This is a genomic window from Larkinella sp. VNQ87, assembly GCF_049445795.1.
Classification (GTDB): Bacteria; Bacteroidota; Bacteroidia; order Cytophagales; family Spirosomataceae; genus Larkinella.
The window spans coordinates 260636-273844 of the sequence record NZ_JBMSDT010000006.1; the positions used below are offsets into that span (position 1 = coordinate 260636).

Genomic DNA, 13209 nt, shown 5'->3' on the forward strand with positions numbered 1-13209 from the left:
TTCAGGAGCAAAAAAACGCCCTTCTTGTAACATCAAATTGGGTCAGGCAGTTTCAGGGAAAGCGTTTTTTACGCGCCGAAACACCCACCAAAATCCGCCCGCCGACACCAGTGAAAGCCCCATCACGGCGATCCAGAGAACCGAAAAACCGGCCCAGGCCACCACTTGCGAACCCAGGGCCGGGGCCGAGATCTGAGCGACAGCGTACGCCATCGAATACAGCGCCAGATACTGCCCCCGGTTTTGGGCATTGGCCCGCTCGACTGTGAACGACAACATGAACGGCATGGCGAGCATCTCGCCCAGGGTGTTGAAAAAGACTGATACCAGGGCCAGAACGGGCCACACGCCGGTATTCAGAAGCCAGTACGACAGGCCCACCAGCAACACCCCGGTGGCAATGATCAGCAGCTTAAACCGGCTGTAGCGCTTTTCGACGGTATAGACCAGCGGCATTTCCATAAACACGATCATCAGGCCGTTCATCGTCATTAAGAGCCCAATTTGGGTTTCTTTTAGGTGCAGAAACTGCTTGAAGTACAGTGGCACCAGGCTGAACAATTGCCAGAAACCGATGGCAAACAGCGTGGTGGCTGCGAAAAAGACCAGATAGAGCGGGTCGCGGTAGGGGGAGTTATGTTCAGACACTTGTACGCGGCTTTCCGTTTCGACCGGCTGGGAGCGGTCGGGAACCGGCAAATACGCCCGTAGAAAAACCGCTGCCACAATGCAGGTGACACCATCAACCCAGAACAGCAACTGGTAGTCGATTCCGGCCAGATAACCACCCAAACCGCCCCCGAGCGACCAGCCGAGGTTGATCGCCAGCCGATTGAGCGAATACGCCCGCGTTCGGTTTTCGGGAACGCTATAGTAGGCCACCGCCGACGAAATGGCCGGACGGAAGGTTTCGCCCAGCAGCGTGTACACAAAGACTACGGCGCATAGCCCGTAAAAATCCTGCACAAACTGCAACAGTATCAGGAAGAAACCAGAGATAAGCAGGCTCAGGAACTGAACCGGATAAAAGCCAAACCGGTCGGAGAGCCGCCCGCCCAGAAAGGTGCCTGCCAGCGCACCGGTGCCATAAACTGCCATGACGATGCCCGCTTCGGTTACGCTGTAATGCAGGTGCTGCGTCAAGTACAAGGTCAGGTACGGCAGCACCATCGTGCCACTGCGGTTGATGAGCATCACGCCCCCCAACAGCCAGACCGAGGGCGGCAGACCCCGGTACGCATCCCGGTACAGACGTAAACTGCGGCTAATCATGCCGCAAAGGTCAGCGGTTTGCGAGCAATAACAAAGGAGGATTTCGTGTAAGGTCTATTTTCGGGCCAGTTCCTGCAACCGGACGTTCCGCCAGCGAACCTCCATCGGACGCTGCACCTTGGTGCCGTGAACCTGGAGCGCAATGAAGCCTTTAGTCGCCATCGTGTCGGTATAATTGGTGGTCTGGACGCCGTTCAGAAAGATTTTAACGGTTTTGCCAATGGCTTCGATCCGGTATTTGTTCCAGTCAGATTTCCGGAAAGCCCGTTGCCCTTCGGGGTTGTTTTTCAGATCGACCAGCCAGCCACGCCGGGCTTCGTCGTACAGACCGCCACTCCAGGCTCGGGCCGAGGGGTCGATTTCGGCCTGGTAGCCGTGCACCCGGCCGTTGCGGTAATCCGGGCGGCTTTCGCTGCGGAACTGAATGCCCGAATTCATGCCGGTATCGACTTTGACCTCCAGTTCCAGAATGAAATCGTCGTAATTTTTATCGGTACACAGGAAGGTATTCTGGGAGTTGGGTTTCGAGGTGCCCACAATTTCGCCGTTCTCGATCCGGTAATCGTTCTTGACCTGCTCCCCGCGAATGGTCCAGCCGCTAAAGTCTTTGCCGTTGAACAGCTTGATCCATTTTTCTTTCTGAAAGCTACAGAATACGAGCGTGAACGAGAGGGAGAGGAGCAGGGCGGCTTTTTTCATGGGTTTGGGGATTGTTGTTACACAGGGTTTATCAGGGATGATCAGAGTTAATCAGGTTTCTCTGTGTACCTCTGATTTTCTCTGATAAACCCTATGTAACAACAATTTTACTCACTCCGGATTCACAAAAATCTTCGGGTCGGAGATCAATTCGCGGTGTTCTTCCAGAAACTGCTTGAAAAGCCGGATCTCTTCGAGCTGTTTATCAATGGGATGCGTCAGCGAATAACTCTCCACATACACATCCTTGAAATCCGTAATCAGGTATTCCATCAACCGAATCCCGCGTTTTTTCAGGGCGTGCAGGTACAGGTTCTGATGGTTGAACGTGTAGCGTGGGTGTTGGTACGAAGCCGTGGTTTTGATGTCGACGGCTTTGAATTTGCCGATCAGGTCGACGTAGCCATAAAACAGCACATCGTCGATTTCGTACTGGCAATACACCTGCGTTTCGACGATGGGCCGGGGCAGGTACCGACGGAATTTTTCGAGAATATCCGGGTTAAATCGCTCCTCCTCCTCGCCTTTCACGACGGCATCTTCAAACCGCACCCCGCGTTCCTGGGCCACCGTGGTGGGCGTCGGCACGCGGTTGATCGTGTCGAGCAGTTGTTGCATCGAGAGGTTACCCCCGCCCAGATACCGGGAGAACACATTCAGCAACGTCGGATAAAAGCGGTATTTGATCATCGCGTTTAGTTCTTTACCACCAGCACAACGCCCAACACGATCAACAAAACGCCCAGAAGTCGCCAGACCGTCAATCCATGTTCTTTGAAACCGAGCAGTCCGTAATGATCCAGTATCACAGCCGCTAATAATTGCCCCGCTACACTGATACTGAGAAGGTTACCAGCCCCGATCCGCGGAACGGTAATGATGACCGTCGTGACGTAAATCGCGCCCAGCAATCCGCCGGTCCACTTCCACCAACTGATTTCACGCAGGTTTTCCCAGGCGGGCAGTGGTGCGCGGAAAATCAGACTCATCACGATCAAGACCAGAAAACCGGAACCGAACGAAATGAGCGCGGCCAAAACCGGGTGCGCCATCATCTGCCGCAACTGCGAGTTCACGCCCGACTGCACACTCGTCGCAATTCCAACCAGAAAGGCAAAAAGGAAATAGATAAAGTTCATAAAAGAGTTATGACGGGGCCGCCCGTGCGGTTAAGAATTAAGAGTTATGAGTTAAGGTTTAGCTTCGCGGAGTACTAGTTTCTGGCAGAGCTTTCAACTCTTAATTCTTAACTCATAACTTTTTCAGGGTACGTATGATTCCAAAACCGTCATGTCGCCGTCGGGGACGAGGGAAACCTGTTTGGTTGACGCCGGAAGCAGCGCGCACTGGCCCATTTGGAGCGGAATCCGGTAGCCTTCGCCGGTTTCGACGGTCAGCGAACCGCCCACACAGACCAGAACCACGAACGAATCGAGGTGCGTGTAATCGTGCAGCACTTCCTGGTCGAAGTTCAGCACGTTTGTCACAAAGTAATCGCTCGTGACGGCGTTGACGCTCTCGTTGGGCTGCGGATCGTACTGCGTTTTGTAGTGATCGTAATGCTGGTAGTTGATCGCGTCGACGGCCAGTTCGGTATGCAGTTCGCGTTTCTGGCCCTTGTCGTCGGTGCGGTCGAAGTCGTAAATCCGGTACGTAATGTCGGACGTTTGCTGAATTTCGGCCAGCAGGATGCCTTTTCCGATGTAGTGAACTCGTCCGGCGGGCAGGAAAAACACATCCCCGGCTTCCACCTTCTCGATGTTCAGAATGTCCATCAGCGTATTGTCCGCGACGGCTTTCACGTATTCATCTTTCGAGACTTCGCGGTTAAAACCGGAGTTGAGCGTCGCGCCCTCGTCGGCTTCGATGATATACCACATCTCGGTTTTGCCGAAACTGTTGTGCCGTTGTCTGGCCAGTTCGTCGTTCGGGTGGACCTGAATCGAGAGGTCGTCGTTGGCGTCGATGAACTTGACCAGTAGCGGAAATTCGTTGCCAAACCGTTCGTACACATGCTGCCCCACCAGTTCCTCCTTGTACGTTTCAAGCAATTCCTGCAAGCTTTTTCCTTTCAGCGGCCCTTCGGCAACGACGGAGATGTTGCCCGAAACACCCGAAATTTCCCAGGTTTCTCCGCAATTGGGCAGCGGAGCGAAGTCTTTGCCCAAGACGGTTTTGATTTTCTGACCGCCCCAGATTTTGTCTTTAAAAATGGTTTCAAACGTGAGAGGATAGAGCATGAGCTACAGGATTTGTTCCAACATTCGAATATACAACTCGATTCCCTGTTCAATCTCCCGTAAATAAATAAATTCGTCAGCGGTGTGCGAGCGTTCGGAGTGGCCGGGGCCGCATTTGAGCGACGGACAGTCGAGCAGTGCCTGGTCGGAGGTCGTGGGCGAGCCGTAGGTTTCACGGTTTAAGGCCAGACCGGCCCGCACAATCGGGTGGTTGAGCGGGATGCTCGACGGTTTCAGGCGGATCGAACGGGGCTGCACCGTCGAGCGGATGTTTTTCCGAATCGCTTCAATCACTTCCTCCAGCGTATACTGTTCCGTCACACGTACATCCACCGTAAAGGTACAGGTGTCGGGCACGACGTTGTGCTGCGAACCGGCGTTGATTACCGTCACCGATAGCTTCACCGGCCCCAGCGTGGGCGACAGTTTCGGAAACGGGTTGCTCCGGAGCCATTCGATGTCCTTGATGGCGTAATAAATCGCGTTGTCGCCTTCGTCGCGGGCAGCATGGCCCGACCTGCCCTTGGCGGTGCAGTCGAGTACCAGAAGGCCCTTTTCGGCCACGGCCAGGTGCATTTGGGTTGGTTCGCCGACAATCGCAAAGTCGATGGGTGGCAGTTCGGGCAGAATCAGTTCCAGCCCTTCACGGCCCGAAATTTCTTCTTCGGCCGTAGCCGCCAGCACGATGTTGTAGGCCAGGTCTTTTTTGTCGTAAAAATGGCAAAACGTGGCGATCAGCGACACCAGACAGCCCCCGGCGTCGTTGCTGCCCAGGCCGTAGAGTTTGCCGTCGCGTTCGAGGGGCTGGAACGGGTCGAGCGTCCAGGACGCATTCGGCTTGACGGTATCGTGGTGCGAATTGAGCAGCAACGACGGTTTTGCCGGATCAAAATACCGGTTATGCGTCCAGATGTTATTTTTCGTCCGCTTAAACGGAATGTTCCGCTGCCGCAAAAACTGCTCGATTAGCAGGGCCGTTTGGTCTTCTTCCCGGCTGAATGAGGGCGTGGCAATGAGTCGCTTAAGCAGTTCAATCGCCGATTCGGTCTGTGTTTCCAACGAATACGCCGTTAATTGTGAAATCATCTTTACTTCTCTCTTCTCAGTTACGGTATTGGCACTCGAACTAAAAACGAAGGTTTTTAAAATAGTTTATCGTTTATAATTTAGTATTTATAGTTGAGCGTAACCGTCTAATTGTTAGGTGATTACTTTAAATACTATAAACCTTAAACTCTAAACTATTTTAAACTGAACACTCATCCTTCGTAATACTTAATATTCAAACTCCGCAAAAACTTCTTGATGATATCGACGTGTACGCACTGCCCGACGTTCAGGAACGGATAATTCGAAACCCGGGTCTGGCGACCGTTGACAATCACTTCCCGATCTTCGATGTCGAAACCCAGGTGCAGGTGGCGCGTCGAACTTTGCATCCCGAAGATAATGCCATTGGTGTCAAAAAGCGGCCCACCGCTCTGCCCCCGCAAACCGGGTGTACTCATTTCGATGCCGACGATCTCGTTGTTTTCGGCCCGAAGCCGGGTAATGATCCCGTCGATGGGAAACCTCGGCGTATTGCTGCGGCCTTCGGTGGTCCACTCGATGTCGTCGAGGTCGGGATTATAGCGGTAATTGGTAAATTCCGGGAACGGGTAGCCCAGGCGGCACAGGCTTCGGCCCTGTTTGATCCGGCTGTTGTCGCGCAGGAAAACCGCACAGGCGTTGTATTTGATCTGGTTGTAGCCTTTGAACTGGACCACGGCCAGGTCCTGCGTCGGGTGAAAGTGATAGGTAATTTCGGTGAACTGATCGACGGAATTGACGAACTGGTTGCGGATGCGAATAATGCTTTGCTGGCGCAGGTTGTATTTCTGTTCGAGTTCTTCCTGGCGTCGGGCCAGGTTCCGATCCCGCAGAAAAGCACGTCGTTCGCCCAGAAACCGCAGGTAGTTTTGGTAAATGCTGTCGGAATTGACCAGTTGTTCGGCGACGTGCTTGCAGGTGACGGCGCAAGCCTGCTCGTTGACAAAAAACATGGTCGAACAAGCCGGAATTACTTCGCTGCTGCCATACCGCCGGACAATCGATAAAATAGGACGTACAAAGGGGTCGACCCGCTCAATGGCTTCAACAAACATACTTAGGAAATAGAAAACGGGATCGCAAGTTAAGAATTCCCGTCAGCTACAGGGCCGTTTTTTTGTCGAACAGGCTCAAAAAGTCTTCAAACCTTTCACGGTAAGCGGCCCCCAACGGGATTTTTGCCACACCAATCACCGCATGGCGGTACGTATAGCTGTTGATTTTGGAAAGATTGATAAGGTACGATTTATGAATCCGGAGAAACCGCTGGCGTGGCAGCAGGTTTTCCAGTTGGGAAATAATCTCGTTCACGACAATAACTTTCTGCGCTACATAAACCTTGCAATACGTTCCAAAAGCCTGAATGTAATCGATGGTATTATAATCGAAGCGCTGCATCGAGTGCCCCACTTTCAGGAAAATGAAGTTTTCTTCGGCCAGGCTGTTGGGGGTTACCTGAACACCCAGTGCCCGGTTGAGCGCCCGCGTAAACCGGTTGAATGTGAATGGTTTCAATAGATAATCTTTCACATTCAGGTCGAAACTATCGACCGCATACTCCGTGTGCGCTGAGGTGACAATGACCGGCAGGGGCTTTGGAAAGCTCCGCAGCAAATCAAGGCCGATATGATCAGGAAGGTTGATATCCAGGAAGATAAGGTCAAAATATTGCTGTTGTAGCAGGATCATCGCATCCGCTACCGTTCCGCAGACCTGTGGAGGCATGAAAAAAGGCAACCGGGAAAGGTACTCCTGAAGTAAAATTACAGAAGATTCAGAATCATCTACAATCAAGCATTGGCGTGATTTCATAAGGTATAGCTAAAAAGGGAAGGACAGGTTGCTATTTGTTGATGATTCAGTAAAGATAACTAAACACTTTGCTTGCGCAAAGAACATGCTGGTTAATCGTATTTGCTTGTAAAAAATACTTAATTTTTGTTAGCTCATGCAATCATTAGCTCATTTTGAATAGCCAAAGTGTGAAATTCGTGGTATTTGCGCTTATAACTGTGCCAAAAAATCAAGTTACCTAGTAAAAATTGAGTGTTTGTACTCTGGTTGCTTCAGTTCATGAGATTAATCTAAGCGTTGATGACGTTATCGTCATAAACGCCAGTCTGTGGCGGGAAAATTGTACTTTATAATCATATAAAATCAGTAACATCGCTACTGATTTCAGTCTGATAAAGGCAAATCCCCCACCAGGATCACGCAAGCCCTATTGACCAGTAATTGATGACAGGTACTTTTCAGGGTAACAGAAGCTTAACAGATTACTAAAAATTTAATTCTCTGTCTGATGAAACGTGTTTTAAGAGATGAAGAACTGATCAGTTCGTATCTTACCTCCCGTCGTGCAGATTGTCTGGACGCACTTTACAAGCGGTATGTAAACAAAGTATATGGAAGTTGTCTGACATTTACCCGGGACCCCATCAAAGCCGAAGATTACACGCACGACATTTTTCTGCAAGTCTTCAGCAAAATTGATCAGTTTCAGGGGCGTTCGGCTTTCTCAACCTGGCTGTATTCGATTGCGCAGAATTACTGCCGTCAAAAGCTTCGGGTTGCCAACCGGCTCGATTTGGTAGCTATCGACGAAATCGATATCGAAAACCTGCCTGATCACGAAACCAGCGACACCGTCCACACGATGCTCCATCAATTGTCGATGGTCATGGAAAAGCTGTCACCGGATAAACTGGCCCTGCTTCAGCTCAAGTACGTGGAAAATGTTGATGTTACCGAAATTGCCCGGCAGTATAACATCAACAACAGTGCCGTGAAAATGCGCCTGAAACGTACCCGTGACCAGGTGATCGACGTATACAATAAACAATTTATGATGGATTAAGTCAATGGCAGAACGATACATAAAAGACCTAACCAGCCCCTAAGGTGGATGGTTGGGTCAGATTTACCGGTCAGGAATCTGGTTGGAACGGATCAAAAGGTTGCTACGGCAAGGCTTTTTCAAACCGCTCATAGACTTGTCGGTAGCGCCGGTGCCGTTCAGCGTCAGGTTCAAATGTCTGGCCAAAACCAACGTGGTGGGTCGCTTCCGCCAGCGACGCAACGCGTCCGGTGGCCTTCATCGTCAGCAGGATCGCACCGATGGAGCCACTTTCGTTGCTCTCGTTGAGCCGCACCGGCACCCCGAAAATATCGGCCATCATTTGCACCCAAAAAGCTGATTGGGCAAAACCGCCATTGGCATGGATGACCCGCGTCGGCCCCGTATGCCGCGACAGAATCCGCTCAATCCGGAGCAGATTGAACAAAACGCCCTCCAGCGCTGCCCGGACAAAATGCGCCCGTCCGTGGTGCCAGTCGACATTCAGGTACGAACCGCGCACCCCGGCATCCCAGAGCGGGGCACGCTCGCCCTGTAAATAAGGCAAAAACAACAAGTCGTCGGACCCCGGCTCGACGGTGGCGGCTTCGGCCAGAACCGCTTCGGTTTCGGTCTGCGTCAGTTTCTCCGATACCCATTGCAGCACATTGGCCCCGTTATTCGTCGGACCGCCCACCACGTAATAATTCCGGTCGACGGAATCATCGATGTTCAGAATGTAGCTGAACAACCGGCCTTTTTCGTCACGTAGGGGCCGTTGTATAGTTCGGCGGATCGCTCCGCTTGTGCCAATCGTGATGGTGGTAATCCCGGCTTCGATAGCTCCAGCCCCCAGATTGGCCAGACAGCCATCGGAGGCCCCGATGTATAGCTTACTGTCGGATAGCTCCGTGCATATTGCCGGTGGAAGATCTGACCCGCTCAACCGGCCTGCGTAGGTTGTCGGCACCGGTTCCGATAGTTGTTCGGGCCGGACACCGGCAAATTCGAGTGCGGGCAAAAACCATTCTTTCCGTTGGCTATCGAACAAACCGGTCGCCGTGGCAATCGAGTAGTCGATCTGGTACTGGCCGGTCAGTTTGTGCCAGATGTACTCCTTTAGAGAAATCCAGCCCGTAGCCCGACGCAGCAACCGGAGGTCGTTTTCGCGAAACCAGGCCAGTTTACACAGCGGAATCATCGGATGCAGGGGCGTACCGGTTTGCTGGTAAATGCGTTTCCCCAGTTCGGCCTGCTCGTGCCGGAGCGAAGCCGCCTGTTTCTCGGCCCGGTTGTCCGACCACAGGATGGCGTTCGTAAGCGGTTTACCGGCCGAATCGACCGCCAGGGTGCTGTGCATGGCTGCGCTAAACCCAAGCGCTTCAATCGTCCGGTCTTGCTGCCGAACTTCCCGGCAAACTTCATCCAATACCGTAATCAGGTTGTTCCAAACGTCTTCCGGGTCCTGTTCGGCGTACCCGGCCTGCGGGTGGAGCGTGGTCAGGGGGGCCGATGCGTGGGCGATGATGTCGCCGGTTTCGGGTTCAAAGGCAAGGGTCTTCACGTTGGTGGTGCCGATGTCGACACCGAGGATGCAAGTCGTCATGATGGGGATGGCCTGGATGCCGTGCAAAGAAATGCGAAAAACCGGTTGCGGGGCAAACACGCTCCCTCAATTTTTGAAAAACAGGCCGTTTTTTGGTAAGTTTGTTGTTCCTTTTCTTATACAATGTCTTTTTATAAATCAATTTCGTTGCTGGTTGTTTTGGCTTTCACCGTCGGTCTGACGGCCTGCCAGCAGCGCCCCCAATCGGCGACGCCCACCGAACCCTCCGGCCTGAGCGGTCGCGAGCTTGCCCAAAAGTACTGCAACAACTGCCATGTCGTGCCGACACCGGATTTACTGGAAAAAGACACCTGGAAACGCAAGGTATTGCCGCAGATGGCCCTTCGGATGGGTTTTCTGGCCGATTCGATTTCGCCCTTCAACCAGATGACCGATCCCGACGAAATTGAACGGGTACTGCACTCCAACGCCTTTGCCGATGCACCCATGCTGCACCCCGACGATTGGCAGAAAATAACCGATTATTACGTAGAAAATGCGCCGGATCAACCCTTACCGCAAGGAAAAAAACCGGCCACGGCGGACCGCTTGCCGTTGTTTCTCGTTCGGAAACCCGTTCAATCCATCGATAAGCTGATTACCTTGCTGAAATACGAACCGCAGAGCCGACGGATTGCCGTCGGGAGTCGGCGCGGGCGGGTGTGGTTTCTGAACAGCCAACTCCAGGTGGTCGATTCGGCTGTGACGTTCAATCCGCCTTCCCACCTGCGGGGCCGGGCCGATGGCAGCCTGGACGTGCTGACGATGGGCAACATGGACCCCAACGACCGGATGACCGGCGAACTGCTGCACATTGCCCACAACCCGGCTACGCAAAAGGTGGAACGTTCTGTTGTCCTGAAAAAACTGCAACGGCCCGTCGAAGCAACCTACGCCGACCTGAACGGCGACGGGCGAGAAGACATTCTGGTGTGCCAGTTCGGTTTTTACCTGGGGCAACTGAGCTGGTTTGAAAACACCGGTTCGGCCTACATCGAGCATGTCCTGGAGCCGGTGCCGGGTGCGCTCCATACCGCTGTGGCGGATCTGAACGGCGACAGCCGACCCGAAATCATCGCCCTATTGTCGCAGAGCGATGAGCAGGTAGCTATTTACAACAACGAGGGCGGGGGGCGATTCTGGAAGAAAACCGTGCTTCGTTTTCCGCCGGTTTATGGGTCAAGTTACGTGGATGTGGTTGATTTTGACAAGGATGGCGACCTGGATCTGCTGTACACCAACGGCGATAATGCCGATTATTCCTACTCCCTGAAGCGCTACCACGGTGTTCGGCTGTTTCGCAACGACGGCAATTTCCGGTTTCGGCAGGTCTGGTTTTACCCGATGAACGGAGCGATGAAAGCCCTGGCCCGCGACTTCGACGGGGACGGCGATCTGGATGTGGCCGCCATTGCCTTCTTCCCGGATTTTTCGAAAAAACCGCTCGAAAACTTTGTCTACCTTGAAAACCGGGGCAACAATCGTTTCCGACCGGCGACCTTTCCGGGTTCGGAAGCAGGGGCCTGGCTGACGATGGAGGCCGCCGATGTGGACCAGGATGGCGACGACGACCTGTTGCTGGGCTCGTTTGCGTTTCGGGTGACGCCCACCCCCAAAGAATGGCTCGACCGCTGGCGAAACTCAAAAACCGGGCTGATCCTGCTGGAAAATCAGACGAAAAAGAAATAAAACGCGTTTTGGGAGACTGTCTAAGTTTTAGAACCCTTGGTAATCACCCCCAACCCCCTAAAGGCCGGTCGGCCGCTGCCGGGCTTTTGAAATCCGGATGTTTCAGCCCGGCAGCGGCCGACCGGCCTTCAGGGGGTTGGGGTGAAGCTTACCAGCTAATAGCTTGCAGACGGACGCCCTGCGGAGCTTCCGCGTCGGATAATTTGAGGGCGGTTTTTCCGCTTTCCACCTCATAGTTCATGGTTTCCTGCTTCAATTCGTCCTTCCGGGCGTCGCGATTGATGTTGCTGCCGGGCGCACAGGAATAAAAACCGCGATAATTCCCGCTCGTCGGCGTGATGACGAACGAATGATTGGTTTCATTTACCTTCACGGTTCCTTTGAAATACGTGTAGACTTCTGTCCGGCAATTGTAGCTCATGACGGAGTTGACGACATATTCCTCATAGGTTCCGTTGGCATGAAAGACAAACACCAGCGCCTGCTGATACGCATTGCCGCCGTATTTGCCATTGTAATCCCAGAACGTGGTGGGCGAGAATGTTCCGTACGACCACTTGCCGACGAGTTCGGCCGGTATTTTTCCACCCGACGGATTCGGTCCGGATGAATCGCCATCGCTGCTCGGGTCGATGACGTCAGAACTGCCTTTTTTACAGGCCACAGAGAAGAGAACCAGCGCCAGGAGCGCCAGAAAACGAATTTTTAGCATGATCATTAGCGTATTTGTTGTGGCTGCGAAATAAGTCGCGGGGCATCGAATCGTCAAAAACCGCCCGATTCAACAGTGAAAACAGACACCTGAATTGCCGAAAAACCGGAATCAGTTGCGGACATGGATCAAACCAACCATACGGTTTTGCGGTATTGGCCCGGCGGGATGCCAAACCGGCGTTTGAAAAGCCGGGAGAAATAATAAATGTCGGCAATTCCGACCTGCTCGGCGATGGCCTGAAGCGGGAGCGAGGAGGTTGTCATGAGCAATTGCGCCCGTTCGAGCCGCTTGTTGATGATATAGTCGATGGGTCGAACGCCGAGCAGCGACTGAAACTGCCGGGAAAAATAATCGACATTCTGATGCTGCCGGGCAGCCAGTTCTTCGACGGTCAGCTTCTGGTCCAGATGGGTGTGAATGTAGCTCAGCACGGCACTCAACTGGTGGTGGGCGCGGTTTTGCTGCTGGATCGATTCGGTAGATGGTAACATAAACCGGGAAATCAACTGAAGCATGATGCCCTGAATTTCCATCGTTCGGCCGTCGGATTTGGGCAATAGCGGTTGGTTGAAACTGAGCAAATCGGGCCGGTTGTCGTACGCTTTGGGGTCGATGTTGCGTAGCGAACGGCCTTCGTTCAACGCCAGCAAACGTTCAAATAAAGCCGTATCCACCGGTTTTGCCGGAGTTTCGTACTGAAAACCGGTTTGCTGGAAAATCGAAATTCCGCTGTCGGTTTCTTCCAGAAAGGAAATGTAGTACTGCTCCATGCGCGTGTCGCAGTGGTAGCGGCTGTAGGTAAAACTCGGAATCAGATAAAGGTGCCCCGGTTTGAGCGTGAACCGCTGCTGCTGGTGATACACCCAGGCTTCGCCGTCCAGAATCAGGTACAAACGCGAAAACGGGCTGACCACGCCGTCGAACTGCCATTCCGAACCGACGGCGATGCGCCCGATGTGCAGGATGTTGAACCGGAGCCGGTTAATGGGATCAAGCATAGTTTTTTGATAGGAACGCGGCCGGGTCGCGTTCCTATCAGAAAAATGATCAAAAAGTCGGATTT

General features: G+C 53.0%; 13 protein-coding genes. 2 read left to right on the forward strand and 11 right to left on the reverse strand.

Annotation, left to right across the window (positions count from 1 at the left end; all coding sequences use genetic code 11):
* Positions 1-42: 42 nt before the first annotated feature.
* The 8 genes from ACO2Q8_RS12445 to ACO2Q8_RS12480 all read right to left on the reverse strand — a co-directional run bounded on the left by ACO2Q8_RS12445 (position 43) and on the right by ACO2Q8_RS12480 (position 7112).
* The gene (locus tag ACO2Q8_RS12445; protein WP_423345138.1) at positions 43-1272 is read right to left on the reverse strand and encodes an MFS transporter; all 1230 of its coding nucleotides are present in this window, start codon (positions 1270-1272) and stop codon (positions 43-45) included.
* 54 nt (positions 1273-1326) lie between these two features.
* The gene (locus tag ACO2Q8_RS12450) at positions 1327-1971 is read right to left on the reverse strand and encodes a 3-keto-disaccharide hydrolase (protein ID WP_423345139.1); all 645 of its coding nucleotides are present in this window, start codon (positions 1969-1971) and stop codon (positions 1327-1329) included.
* A gap of 111 nt (positions 1972-2082) precedes the next feature.
* On the reverse strand, positions 2083-2661 hold the full coding sequence (locus ACO2Q8_RS12455; RefSeq protein WP_423345140.1) for a hypothetical protein: 579 nt from the start codon (positions 2659-2661) through the stop codon (positions 2083-2085).
* A gap of 5 nt (positions 2662-2666) precedes the next feature.
* Positions 2667-3110 (reverse strand): DMT family transporter, encoded by a 444-nt coding sequence (locus ACO2Q8_RS12460; protein WP_423345141.1) that lies wholly within the window; start codon positions 3108-3110, stop codon positions 2667-2669.
* A gap of 123 nt (positions 3111-3233) precedes the next feature.
* Positions 3234-4211, reverse strand: coding sequence for a type I phosphomannose isomerase catalytic subunit (locus ACO2Q8_RS12465; protein ID WP_423345142.1), 978 nt, complete (start codon positions 4209-4211; stop codon positions 3234-3236).
* A 3-nt stretch (positions 4212-4214) separates the two neighbouring features.
* On the reverse strand, positions 4215-5297 hold the full coding sequence (locus ACO2Q8_RS12470) for a M20 family metallo-hydrolase (RefSeq protein WP_423345143.1): 1083 nt from the start codon (positions 5295-5297) through the stop codon (positions 4215-4217).
* A gap of 173 nt (positions 5298-5470) precedes the next feature.
* Positions 5471-6355, reverse strand: coding sequence for a trypsin-like peptidase domain-containing protein (locus ACO2Q8_RS12475; protein ID WP_423345144.1), 885 nt, complete (start codon positions 6353-6355; stop codon positions 5471-5473).
* Positions 6356-6401: 46 nt separating this feature from the next.
* The gene (locus ACO2Q8_RS12480) at positions 6402-7112 is read right to left on the reverse strand and encodes a LytR/AlgR family response regulator transcription factor (RefSeq protein WP_423345145.1); all 711 of its coding nucleotides are present in this window, start codon (positions 7110-7112) and stop codon (positions 6402-6404) included.
* Positions 7113-7602: 490 nt separating this feature from the next.
* Here ACO2Q8_RS12480 and ACO2Q8_RS12485 point away from each other — a divergent pair, with 490 nt between their 5' ends.
* A complete protein-coding gene (locus ACO2Q8_RS12485) occupies positions 7603-8157 on the forward strand; it encodes an RNA polymerase sigma factor (RefSeq protein WP_423345146.1) in 555 nt (184 codons plus the stop codon).
* A 103-nt stretch (positions 8158-8260) separates the two neighbouring features.
* Here ACO2Q8_RS12485 and ACO2Q8_RS12490 read toward each other — a convergent pair whose 3' ends face one another.
* The gene (locus ACO2Q8_RS12490; RefSeq protein WP_423345147.1) at positions 8261-9742 is read right to left on the reverse strand and encodes a gluconokinase; all 1482 of its coding nucleotides are present in this window, start codon (positions 9740-9742) and stop codon (positions 8261-8263) included.
* A 123-nt stretch (positions 9743-9865) separates the two neighbouring features.
* On the opposite strand from ACO2Q8_RS12490, the gene ACO2Q8_RS12495 reads away from it, so the two are divergent.
* Positions 9866-11431 carry an FG-GAP repeat domain-containing protein gene (locus ACO2Q8_RS12495; protein WP_423345148.1) on the forward strand — a complete coding sequence of 522 codons (1566 nt, stop codon included), beginning with the start codon at positions 9866-9868 and terminating at the stop codon, positions 11429-11431.
* A 148-nt stretch (positions 11432-11579) separates the two neighbouring features.
* Here the strand turns inward: ACO2Q8_RS12495 and ACO2Q8_RS12500 are convergent, their stop codons facing one another.
* Positions 11580-12143 carry a hypothetical protein gene (locus ACO2Q8_RS12500; RefSeq protein WP_423345149.1) on the reverse strand — a complete coding sequence of 188 codons (564 nt, stop codon included), beginning with the start codon at positions 12141-12143 and terminating at the stop codon, positions 11580-11582.
* A 128-nt stretch (positions 12144-12271) separates the two neighbouring features.
* Positions 12272-13144 carry a helix-turn-helix domain-containing protein gene (locus ACO2Q8_RS12505; RefSeq protein WP_423345150.1) on the reverse strand — a complete coding sequence of 291 codons (873 nt, stop codon included), beginning with the start codon at positions 13142-13144 and terminating at the stop codon, positions 12272-12274.
* Positions 13145-13209: the final 65 nt, after the last annotated feature.

What these genes read in the sequence shown, in the direction of transcription:
- ACO2Q8_RS12500 (WP_423345149.1), bottom strand. Translation starts at nt 12,143, where the DNA reads ATGCTAAAAATTCGTTTTCTGGCGCTCCTGGCGCTGGTTCTCTTCTCT.
- ACO2Q8_RS12485 (WP_423345146.1), top strand. Translation starts at nt 7,603, where the DNA reads ATGAAACGTGTTTTAAGAGATGAAGAACTGATCAGTTCGTATCTTACC.
- ACO2Q8_RS12505 (WP_423345150.1), bottom strand. Translation starts at nt 13,144, where the DNA reads ATGCTTGATCCCATTAACCGGCTCCGGTTCAACATCCTGCACATCGGG.
- ACO2Q8_RS12470 (WP_423345143.1), bottom strand. Translation starts at nt 5,297, where the DNA reads ATGATTTCACAATTAACGGCGTATTCGTTGGAAACACAGACCGAATCG.
- ACO2Q8_RS12475 (WP_423345144.1), bottom strand. Translation starts at nt 6,355, where the DNA reads ATGTTTGTTGAAGCCATTGAGCGGGTCGACCCCTTTGTACGTCCTATT.
- ACO2Q8_RS12450 (WP_423345139.1), bottom strand. Translation starts at nt 1,971, where the DNA reads ATGAAAAAAGCCGCCCTGCTCCTCTCCCTCTCGTTCACGCTCGTATTC.
- ACO2Q8_RS12445 (WP_423345138.1), bottom strand. Translation starts at nt 1,272, where the DNA reads ATGATTAGCCGCAGTTTACGTCTGTACCGGGATGCGTACCGGGGTCTG.
- ACO2Q8_RS12455 (WP_423345140.1), bottom strand. Translation starts at nt 2,661, where the DNA reads ATGATCAAATACCGCTTTTATCCGACGTTGCTGAATGTGTTCTCCCGG.
- ACO2Q8_RS12465 (WP_423345142.1), bottom strand. Translation starts at nt 4,211, where the DNA reads ATGCTCTATCCTCTCACGTTTGAAACCATTTTTAAAGACAAAATCTGG.
- ACO2Q8_RS12490 (WP_423345147.1), bottom strand. Translation starts at nt 9,742, where the DNA reads ATGACGACTTGCATCCTCGGTGTCGACATCGGCACCACCAACGTGAAG.
- ACO2Q8_RS12480 (WP_423345145.1), bottom strand. Translation starts at nt 7,112, where the DNA reads ATGAAATCACGCCAATGCTTGATTGTAGATGATTCTGAATCTTCTGTA.
- ACO2Q8_RS12495 (WP_423345148.1), top strand. Translation starts at nt 9,866, where the DNA reads ATGTCTTTTTATAAATCAATTTCGTTGCTGGTTGTTTTGGCTTTCACC.
- ACO2Q8_RS12460 (WP_423345141.1), bottom strand. Translation starts at nt 3,110, where the DNA reads ATGAACTTTATCTATTTCCTTTTTGCCTTTCTGGTTGGAATTGCGACG.